Genomic DNA, 8,779 nt, shown 5'->3' with positions numbered 1-8,779 from the left:
CGCTGCGCAAGCCGTCGTTGCACCTCGGCCGACCATGCTCGGAGCCGGTCGCCTCACTCAACCCCGTGGGTAGATACCTTTAGCCTGTCGCTGTCGAATAGAAAGCTGATCCGCAGATCCGACTTCCTCGCCGGCCATCTGATGAGTTCTATCGCTTGTCTCCGGAGCGATGAGCACATCGATCCCAGAGTTTGCGATGTTACAAGCTCCGTCTAATATCTGTCTCAACTCTGTCAACGCCAGAGTATCGACGTGTTGGAAGTCGAGAGTCGTGCTAGCGCAATGAGCATTGTCAAATATCCAGCCGAATGTCGGGATCAAAATTCCGAAAACCCTTGCAACTGTAGAATTTAACAGTCGCTTGCTGCTCGATACGGCGTAAGAGCACCTCGAGCCCGAAATAGGGGTGCCGGCGATACTGGACTTCCGCCTCCTGCCCGACATGGGCGAAATGAACGGGCGATGTCCCTGGGCCGCAAGGCGTGGCTTTTCGCCGGCTCGAACCGGGACGGCCAAAGCGCGGCGTTCTTCGACAGCTTAATTGTGACGGCGAAGCTGAACGACGTAGCCCCTCAAGCTCGGCTGGCCCATGTGCTCGGCCGCATCGCGTCCCACCCGGCCCAGCGCCTCGGCGACCTGCTGGCGTGGGATTGGCGGCCCATTCTGGCCGAAACGCCGAGCCTCGACGCCGAAGCCTGATCCGGGCATTTGCAAGCCGACCCGCCACCGGACTGCTCACGATAAAGTCCCGCGGGAAATTTATAAAGGCCGATCCCGCGTGCCTCGTCGTTAGGGAACGACGTAAACGGCATGCCGCTTGCAGTACCGACAGCGTCGGACAGCGAATAAATGTTCCGACACATGCGCTGGATATGGAGCTGCAGCGAGTTTCGGCCTCTCGTCAGAAGGCAGCTCGGCAGTTCATTGGAGCATGGTCAACTGTCGGGTGTCGCCTGGTCCCTCCGAAGTCGCCAGCTATCGAAATCATATGTTCACACCTGTATCCGGCGCTCAAGGTCAGGGCACCCGATGACCGCTACCTCGCTGAATGACCGACTTCGTCGAAGACGGCGAGCGCCGCTTCCGACAACGTAGACGATAGTTTGCGGGTGAACAGCTTGTCACCTCGATTATCCAGGATCGCTCGAGCCGCCTCGGCGCTGACGATCGGCACCTTGGGCGGCAGGAGGTGGACGTTGCCGTAGTGAAAGGGACCGCCGACGGTCGTGATGTCGCTGTAGGACTCGATCGGCTCGGCTTGAGCGGCGAAAGGCGAGTCCTGGACGAGGGTGTGGATGAACATCTCGTCGGGCGCGAACGAGGGCCGAAAGAAGCGAAGCAGCCGGCGATCGTCGCGGGCGCGGGAAACGCAATACGCGACGCACGACCGCGTGAGCGCCACCCATTGCGACCCGAGCACGACGCGTAAGCCGGCAGGGGGATGTCGCGGAAACAGCCGGAACAACCGTTCGAGCACGAACAACGGCTTCCGCTTCCAGGTAAAGCGGTCAGCCCACTCCCTAAAGTAACGGCCTCGGACACGCCACATCTGGACAGCGTCGCCGGATTCCATCAGCGAAAAGCGCCTAATGAACTGTCGCTCCGGGCAAGCTGCGAAGAAACCGAGGATCGTGTCGTTCGGCACCAGGGGATAGTCGGCGCCGGAAATCACGACAAAATGGGTGCAGGCTTTAGTCGTGCGGGACAAGGCCAGCTCGAAGGCGCGCAGCGTGGACTCGACCAGGCTGAAGCCTGCCCACCGCGATTGGACGCGGTCGGCGACGAAATGGATGTCGGAGACGCCATCGACCGCGGCCTCGAACGGGCGTTGATCGGACCGGCCATCGACGTGGACGAAAGCGGCGACGCTCGGGTGGCTGAGGCGTCGCATCAGCCGGCCGAACATTTGCGGGTCCGAGTGGGCGAGAACGACGTACGCGACTTTTGTGCTTGCATTCATGCGTGGTCCTCGCACAAGTTCGTGACAGGGCTTCTTCGGACATGTGCATATCACACATGGCTTGATAGCGATCCGTTCAGAGCTGTCTAGCCTGTCCTATTCACGGGTGCGAGAATGTCGGGCTCAGCAGGCGGGGTGTTTCATCCTGGGCATGCGGGTCCGCTCGACGCGGAGCGCCGTCGGGTGATGCTTCGGTGTGGGTGCGGCGCTGGAGGGAGAACCTGATTTCGGCGTGAGGGGACGTCGCCCCGCCGATCAGATCCGGCGCCGTATCAGGGCCGCTGATAGACCAGCGATGACATCGGCCTCGGGACAGGCGGCCGCGAAGGCGATGCGCACGCGGTGCCGGGCTTCCACGATCCTGGTGGCGGCCTTGAGCAGGCGGAGGCGCAGCGTCGTGAACTCGGCCGAAGCCAAGTCGCGGACCTTGGGGATGGCGTCCCTCACGTCCAGCATCAGCCAGTAGGCGGCGGTGTGCAGGACGAGACGCATCTGTTTGGCCAGCGCAGAGCGGCATGAGGTGCGGTCGGACCGGAGCTGGGACTTGTGCAGCTTGATCAGGTTATCGGCCTGCCCGCGGGCACAGTAGAGGCTGTCGTAGATCCACTCGGGCGAGCCCCTCTCGACGTTGGTGACGACGAAACGGATATCGAGCCCCAGGCGGGTCGCCTCTACGCGTGCCACGGCGCGGCGCTCCCGGTTCCAGGAGCCCGCCCTGTGCCGGGTTTCGGCGTAGTCGCGCACGACGAGTTCGTCGCCGATGGCGCGCTCGGTGCGGACGGCATCGGCGGTGTCCTCGACCTTTTTCGACAGTGGCTTAGAGCCCGGCAGGCCGAACACGTACTGCAGCCCGTTGGCCTCGCACCACGCCATGGCCTCGGGCCGGGCGTGTGACCGTCGCCCCGGAACAGGATGCGGGTCTTGGGCCAGCGGCCCCGGATGCGGCGGACGAGGCGCCGGACGTGGGCCCGCACCTCGACGCCCGACGGCGTCTTGCCCGGACGCAGCACCACGGCGACTGGACGGTTGCGCTCCGTGTCGTAGACGTGGATGGGCAGAAAGCAGCGCTCGTCGTAGTGGGCGTTGAACAGCGACAGCTGCTGGTGGCCGTGGACGTCGTCGCACGTATCGTCGATGTCCAGCGTCACCGCGTCGGGCTCCCGCGGGTATGAGTCCATCCAGGCGTCCACCAGCGCGTAGGTGAGCCGGATCACGTCGCGCAGGCGCGGGGCGTTCTCCAGCCGCGACAGGGTCGGCTGCGAACACAGGTCGACCCCGGTGTCGGGCAGTCGACCGCAGGCGAGCTTGGAGGCGGGGTCGGTGCGCAGGGCATCGAGATCGTCGCAGTCTTCGTAGCCGCAGCAGATCGCGAAGATGCGGGCCCGGATCATGTCGGCGAGGCTGTGGGTGATGCGGGTCGGATCGCGCCGGTCCGGGATCAGGCGCGCCAGCCGCTCGGCAATCCCGAGGCGCCGCTCCACCAGCGCCAGCATCATGACGCCGCCATCCGAGGTGAGGCGCCCACCGTCGAAGGCGGCTGTGACTTCCTTCCGTCCGACGGCTGGAAGCCAAAGGACGGGACCGTATCGTCGACCATGGCGGGCGTGGCAGCTTGTGAGGGGGATCGGGCTTGGCGTCAGCACCCAAATCCTATGCCACCTCAATATGTTAAGCTACGCTCGCCGCCACTGATGTCTCGTCCCGGTGAATAAGACGGGCTAGACCCGCCGAGAGCCGCGGAGCGATCCGGACACCCCTGACCGATCGCCGACAGCAGGCGATCACAAGTCGCCGCCAATCACAACCCTATCCACCCTGTGGATCGCCGATCGCCACGGGGCGCTTCCGCACGCCGGCAAACACATCCCTGCCCTTCCGGCGAGACCACCTATCACCCGACGCCGCGCTGGCCGGACCGGTCCGTCGAAGCGCCGACACGGTGAGGTTCCGTGCCAAAACGAAGGTTGCGTCGAGCCACGACTTGAGTCGCAGGGGGAGGGTGTCGTCTCATGGCTTCGGCCACCAAACACTGAGGGGTGCCGTGCTCCACAAGCGATCGAGGGTCAGACGGGGCAGGACGACGCGGTCGAGCCAGGGAATCACTGAGCCGCCGACGCGGTTCTGCAGCGCGGCCGGCATCCTCAGGAGGATGCGAGACCTGTACAGCGCCCCATTCGTGGCCAGGCACATCAGAATGGAGAAGGCCGTTATGGACATCGGGACGATGATCCCTGCCTTCGCGGCGGCGGAAGGCCACCCGCTTGAAGCGGCCATGGCCTCCACCGCCGTGTGATTCCAGAAATCGTGCATGAGGTAGATCGGCAGGGATGCACGCCCAACGTAGGCCAGGAGCGTGAAGACCTGCGGCATCACGTCATGGCTGCACGCCGAGCAGATCAGGACAAAGGCCGCCGTGCCGATGAACGTGTATGTCACGGCCCAGCTCTCGATGCCGGTCGACATACAGGCGACGATAAAGATTACGATGAGCGGAGGAAACACTATCAGCCCGAGACGGCTCACGCCGCCGATGGCGGCCACCAACTCGCTCCTGAATATGATTCCGATGAAGAAGCAGCAAACGTTCTTTGTCGTCAGGGTTATGAATGTGCCGCCGAGATGGGGCAGCCACGCCAAGCTGGCCACAGCCAGGGTGAGGACGACCTTCGTCGCACGATCCTGCCTCGAAACGACGACGTAAAGCGCGCTCATGACGGCCGATCCGGGCAGAAACCACAGGGGACCGGACGGAAGGACCACGGACTTCGCGAAATTGAGGACGCCGGTCGGCACGGCAACGTTCATCGTGATCGACGCAACCGAAGCGAATGTGACGAGATAGCTGATGACCGTCCAAACGACGTACAGGTACATGTACGTCAGGATCGAGTTCATCACGGGCTTAAGCGACGCCCTGGGCCGGCTCACCCTCGCGAACGCCAGACCCATGCTGAGAAAGAACATCGGAAGAGCGAAGTATTGTAGGGCGACGGCGGTGGTCGTGAACCTTGCATACTCGGAAAGCTGGTCTCCCAACATGACGTCGGCGTGAAAAAGCACGACGATGATCATGGCGATGCCGCGACAGGCCGCGAACGAGGAAGATGCTACCGTGTGAACAGATGATGGCTCATCGTATTTGATCATCGCTGAAAGCTTCCCCAACCGTCACCCTCAGTTGTGCGCCGGGAAAACCTAGGGGTGAAACCCGAGCGGGTCAAATCGCGGCGAGACGACGGCCGGCCTTGAGCATGGTCGTCCAGGATGCAAAGACGGCCTGCGGGCAAATTACAGCGCCATGGGTGTCCAGCAGGTCGAGTCGCCGTTCCGGCTGCCCGACTACTCGGTCGCGAGCTTCTCCGCGCTCGGGGTGGACGGCACCGGCCTCTGGTCGTCCCAGCAGGGGACGTACATCCGCATAACCGATGCGGCCTATGCGACCGTGGCCGGTTTCGTAGCTCCAGCTTTTCGGCGCTTGCCGGTTCGCCGCTAGGCCACCGCCCCGCCACCACCCCATTCCCGGCCATCCCGGTCGAGAACCCGGAGGACACTCCATGTCCGCCGACACATTCCCGTTCGTCCAGGCGAGGCTTGGCTGCGAGACCGCTCTCGATAACAACCCTTCTCGGAAGTACTGTCGGCTCAGCCGTTCCCGGCCGGCAGGTCGCTCGGCCTAGCTCCGACGTCGCTTCCGAGGTCGGCAAGGGCCTTATTGATGGCGGCCGTGCGGTCGCGGTCGCGCTTCACGGTGGCGAGGTCGCATGGCCGAGGCGCTTCGAACTCCAGGTCCCAGAACTCCTCCCAGAACTCGGCGATTTGCTGATCCCGATCCGACATGGGCGCCTCCATCCAGGTGCCAACCCTACCACGAGTTCGCCATGCCCGGCCTCGCCGACATCATGGCCGGGCGTTAGATGCGTTCGATCGACCAAGCTTCCAGTTTGCTCGGCAAACCCATGTCAGCCGGCTTCAAACCGTCTAGGGTTGGATGAGATCGACCTCTTGTCAGGGAGAATAGGACGCTCTCCGGCGTATCCCCAAGCGTCAGCGACAGGCCCTGGCACGTGGCGACCCACTTCGTCTCGCCGTTTTCGCCCCACTGGCCATACTTGTTCCACTCAATGAAAAAGTGGTGTTTGCCGACCTTGTGTTCGTAGATCATCACCGCGCCCGTTCGATTAGCGGGAATCACCCCCGCTCGTGATTCGACGCGCGCATTAAACAACGCTTAATCGTAAGTCGTAAGCTGAAATATTTCGTTCGAGTTAACGCCGTTGCGGTCACCTCCGATAATTACCCTTCTCGGTAGCGATCAGCTGTCCATGGTGAAGGGCGGCACCAGCCCGCCATCCATCGGTTCTTCGCTCTCGGCCACGTCGGCCGTCTTCGCATCCGCGACCGCCTTGGCGCAGGCCTCCAGGGGCCGACGGCTTCGATGGTCTCGTCATAGAGCTTATGGCCAGCCTCGTCGGCGACCGTGACCTGGAACTTCGGCATCTCGTGATCCTCCTCGCGCTGCAAAAGCATGGGGGAGGGGCTTGTTCGTCGTCGGTCGAGTTCCGCGCGCGACAGATCATTTTGACCTGCGGCAGCTCCTCTGCCTATCCGTCCATCACAAGTAGATTGCCAGCCGTGTTTGCGCCCCGTTGCTAAGAAGCATCGGGGCTTTTCGCGTTCGCCCTTGTCCCAAGCCGCCCCGTCCCGGGCGGTTTTTTCGTTGGAGCCCACACCATGGACAACGTCGCCGCCGACGCTCCTGTCACCCTCACCGCCGACGAGGCCGACCGCGTCCTGAAGATCCAGGACACGCTCATAGCTTCCGTCCGCGCCGCCACCGAGGCCCATAAGGCCGCTGGCGCCCGCATCGCCCAGCTCGAATCCGACAAGGCCGACCTGCAGCGCCAAGTGGACGAACTGCGCAGCCACGAGCCGAACCTCGTTGACCCCGCCGTGATGCAGCCGGTGCTCGACGACCTCGCCGGCGCGGTCCCCGCCACCCACGCCGCCATCGCGCCGCACGGCGCGACGCACGGCGCGACGCAGGGCTGATCCCGGCGCCCGCGGGCGCCGTCTCACCACGAGGGCAGCATGGCCACCGAAGACGAGTTCCGTCGGGCCGTGCTGCCCTTCACGCTCCACCACGAGGGCGGCTCCAGCGTCGACCCGCGCGACCCCGGCAACTGGACCGGGGGTAAGCGCGGGCGCGGCAAGCTCGTCGGCACGAAATACGGCATCCCCGCCTCGTCGCATCCGCACTCTTGAGGACCTGAACCCATGTTCGACACACACGTCGACCTGACGCCCGTCGTCATGATCGTGATGACGGCGCTCGTCATCCCGCTCATCCATTTCGCTGCCCACACGGTCGTGGGCAAGGCCGGGACCCTGCTGGAACCCTACCTCGGCCCGTCGCGCGCCCTCGCGGTGCAGCAACACGCCAACGAGCTCTTCGACAAGGCGATCGGCGACGCCGCGCTGCACTACCTGCCGGAGCTGCAGGCGCACGGCCTCACGGTCGACGTCGGCAACGCTCTCGCGGCCCACGCGGTCGGCTACTTCGTGTCCAACGCCCCGGACCTCGCTGACAAGGTGAAAAGCTACGAGGGTTCGCTCGAGGTCATGGCCCGGGCCTACCCGCTCGCACATCCCGCTGTGGCGGCCTCGGGCGCCCTCGGGGTTGCTCAGCCGATGCGGGCGGCGGCGTGATGCGGCGCCTCGTCATCCTGCTCGCCGCGTCGATCCTCGCCGGGGCGACGCCGGCAGCGGCCCGCGCCCGTCACCCCGGACCCGGCATGCCGGCGATCGTCGCAGCCGCCGCGGCGCGCCATGGCGTGCCGACAAGCCTCGCGCTCGCCGTCGCGGCCGTCGAGAGCGGCTTCGATCCTGCCGCCCGAAACGGACGCTCGATCGGCCTGATGCAGGTGCAGCCGGGCACGGCGCGCGACGCCGGTTGCCGCGGCGGCCTCGCCAGCCCGGCCGTCAACGCCGATTGCGGCGCGCGCGTGCTGGCCGTGCTGCTCCGCGACGCCGGCGGCGACTGGAGCCGCGCGGCGGCGCGCTACAACGCCGGGCGCTTCGCCCGGGGTGGGGTGGGGCGCGGCTACGCGGCCCGGGTGCTCAGCATTGCGTGGAGGTTCGGCTCGTGAGCTTCCTCATCTCCTCCGGCTGGTTCACCCAGCATCCGACCAACCACGCGACGCGCGACGCCGAGTGGCTCTGCGCCTTTGCGCTCCTGGCCTTCGCGGTCACCCTCGCTTTCCCGGGCAACAGCTTCGCCAATCCGGCCTTCGCGATATTTCGTCGCTTGGGCTTCTTCGCCACCACAGCCGACCTGATGACGGCGCATTGGCAGGGCCGGCCGCCGGCCGAGATTGTGCTGGCCTGCCTCGGCGACAACATCTCGGGCCACCTCCACGAGGAGCTGATGGCGACCGACGATCTGGTGGTGCCGCACTAGGTGCGCGACGTCGGCGAGATCATCGCCGGCGGCGTGGTGCACCTCGCCAAGACGGTCGGCGTGCCGATCCGGGTGTTGTCCATCCCGGGCAACCACGGCCGGGACACCCACAAGCCCTGGGCGAAGCGCCGGGCCGCGTCCTCCTGGGACCTGCTCGCTGTATGGTCCCGGAATGAGGTGATGCGGGTTGATTTTGAACACAGCTGGGTTGGCAGTCCAGGCACTGCAGATCGTCTGAAACGGTGTTTTCCACTTCAGCGCTTTGAGGTGCTTGGCAAAGTTGTAAGCCGCGATGAAGGCCAGGACGTGTGTGCGCAGTATCTCTGCGGTGTCGTAGTGAAACGTCTTGTTGGTCGCTTCCT

Annotated in this window: 10 protein-coding genes and 3 pseudogenes; 7 read left to right on the top strand and 6 right to left on the bottom strand. The window is 64.8% G+C overall.

The genetic code is table 11. The features are described from left to right. Positions 1-456: 456 nt before the first annotated feature. Positions 457-699, top strand: a pseudogene (locus tag D3273_RS26590) (transposase domain-containing protein); the annotation flags it as partial. 337 nt (positions 700-1,036) lie between these two features. Here the strand turns inward: D3273_RS26590 and D3273_RS26585 are convergent. The 3 genes and pseudogenes from D3273_RS26585 to D3273_RS26575 form a co-directional block, all read right to left on the bottom strand. After that, the gene (locus D3273_RS26585; protein WP_129229972.1) at positions 1,037-1,960 is read right to left on the bottom strand and encodes a beta-1,6-N-acetylglucosaminyltransferase; all 924 of its coding nucleotides are present in this window, start codon (positions 1,958-1,960) and stop codon (positions 1,037-1,039) included. Between the two features lie 255 nt (positions 1,961-2,215). Then, positions 2,216-3,557: pseudogene (locus D3273_RS26580) on the bottom strand (IS1380 family transposase). 410 nt (positions 3,558-3,967) lie between these two features. Continuing rightward, positions 3,968-5,107 carry an acyltransferase family protein gene (locus D3273_RS26575; protein WP_129229971.1) on the bottom strand — a complete coding sequence of 380 codons (1,140 nt, stop codon included), beginning with the start codon at positions 5,105-5,107 and terminating at the stop codon, positions 3,968-3,970. Between the two features lie 151 nt (positions 5,108-5,258). Between D3273_RS26575 and D3273_RS26570 the strand changes: the two genes are divergently transcribed. Beyond that, positions 5,259-5,453 carry a hypothetical protein gene (locus D3273_RS26570; protein ID WP_129229970.1) on the top strand — a complete coding sequence of 65 codons (195 nt, stop codon included), beginning with the start codon at positions 5,259-5,261 and terminating at the stop codon, positions 5,451-5,453. Between the two features lie 149 nt (positions 5,454-5,602). Here the strand turns inward: D3273_RS26570 and D3273_RS26565 are convergent, their stop codons facing one another. Together D3273_RS26565 and D3273_RS26560 are read right to left on the bottom strand one after the other, a co-directional pair. Next, a complete protein-coding gene (locus D3273_RS26565; RefSeq protein WP_129229969.1) occupies positions 5,603-5,797 on the bottom strand; it encodes a hypothetical protein in 195 nt (64 codons plus the stop codon). Between the two features lie 73 nt (positions 5,798-5,870). Beyond that, the gene (locus tag D3273_RS26560) at positions 5,871-6,122 is read right to left on the bottom strand and encodes a hypothetical protein (protein WP_129229968.1); all 252 of its coding nucleotides are present in this window, start codon (positions 6,120-6,122) and stop codon (positions 5,871-5,873) included. 569 nt (positions 6,123-6,691) lie between these two features. On the opposite strand from D3273_RS26560, the gene D3273_RS26555 reads away from it, so the two are divergent. From D3273_RS26555 to D3273_RS26535, 5 genes are read left to right on the top strand one after another with little or no spacing between them, the layout of a single operon-like run. Further along, positions 6,692-7,009, top strand: a complete 318-nt coding sequence (locus tag D3273_RS26555) for a hypothetical protein (RefSeq protein WP_129229967.1) — start codon at positions 6,692-6,694, stop codon at positions 7,007-7,009. A gap of 39 nt (positions 7,010-7,048) precedes the next feature. Continuing rightward, on the top strand, positions 7,049-7,222 hold the full coding sequence (locus D3273_RS26550; protein WP_129229966.1) for a glycosyl hydrolase 108 family protein: 174 nt from the start codon (positions 7,049-7,051) through the stop codon (positions 7,220-7,222). A 12-nt stretch (positions 7,223-7,234) separates the two neighbouring features. Further along, on the top strand, positions 7,235-7,666 hold the full coding sequence (locus D3273_RS26545; protein WP_129229965.1) for a hypothetical protein: 432 nt from the start codon (positions 7,235-7,237) through the stop codon (positions 7,664-7,666). Continuing rightward, positions 7,666-8,106, top strand: a complete 441-nt coding sequence (locus tag D3273_RS26540) for a lytic transglycosylase domain-containing protein (protein WP_129229964.1) — start codon at positions 7,666-7,668, stop codon at positions 8,104-8,106. Before D3273_RS26545 ends, D3273_RS26540 begins: the two co-directional genes overlap by 1 nt. Continuing rightward, positions 8,103-8,417, top strand: a complete 315-nt coding sequence (locus D3273_RS26535) for a hypothetical protein (protein WP_129229963.1) — start codon at positions 8,103-8,105, stop codon at positions 8,415-8,417. Before D3273_RS26540 ends, D3273_RS26535 begins: the two co-directional genes overlap by 4 nt. A gap of 156 nt (positions 8,418-8,573) precedes the next feature. On the opposite strand, the pseudogene D3273_RS29470 reads toward D3273_RS26535, so the two are convergent. Continuing rightward, positions 8,574-8,779, bottom strand: a pseudogene (locus D3273_RS29470) (IS481 family transposase); the annotation flags it as partial.

The sequence above is a fragment of the Lichenibacterium minor genome (assembly GCF_004137685.1).
GTDB lineage: Bacteria > Pseudomonadota > Alphaproteobacteria > Rhizobiales > Beijerinckiaceae > Lichenihabitans > Lichenihabitans minor.
Note: the sequence above shows the minus strand (reverse complement) of the source record. Positions and strands in the feature narration are given on the sequence as shown.

What these genes read in the sequence shown, in the direction of transcription:
- D3273_RS26585 (WP_129229972.1), bottom strand. Translation starts at nt 1,960, where the DNA reads ATGAATGCAAGCACAAAAGTCGCGTACGTCGTTCTCGCCCACTCGGAC.
- D3273_RS26575 (WP_129229971.1), bottom strand. Translation starts at nt 5,107, where the DNA reads ATGATCAAATACGATGAGCCATCATCTGTTCACACGGTAGCATCTTCC.
- D3273_RS26570 (WP_129229970.1), top strand. Translation starts at nt 5,259, where the DNA reads ATGGGTGTCCAGCAGGTCGAGTCGCCGTTCCGGCTGCCCGACTACTCG.
- D3273_RS26565 (WP_129229969.1), bottom strand. Translation starts at nt 5,797, where the DNA reads ATGTCGGATCGGGATCAGCAAATCGCCGAGTTCTGGGAGGAGTTCTGG.
- D3273_RS26560 (WP_129229968.1), bottom strand. Translation starts at nt 6,122, where the DNA reads ATGATCTACGAACACAAGGTCGGCAAACACCACTTTTTCATTGAGTGG.
- D3273_RS26555 (WP_129229967.1), top strand. Translation starts at nt 6,692, where the DNA reads ATGGACAACGTCGCCGCCGACGCTCCTGTCACCCTCACCGCCGACGAG.
- D3273_RS26550 (WP_129229966.1), top strand. Translation starts at nt 7,049, where the DNA reads ATGGCCACCGAAGACGAGTTCCGTCGGGCCGTGCTGCCCTTCACGCTC.
- D3273_RS26545 (WP_129229965.1), top strand. Translation starts at nt 7,235, where the DNA reads ATGTTCGACACACACGTCGACCTGACGCCCGTCGTCATGATCGTGATG.
- D3273_RS26540 (WP_129229964.1), top strand. Translation starts at nt 7,666, where the DNA reads ATGCGGCGCCTCGTCATCCTGCTCGCCGCGTCGATCCTCGCCGGGGCG.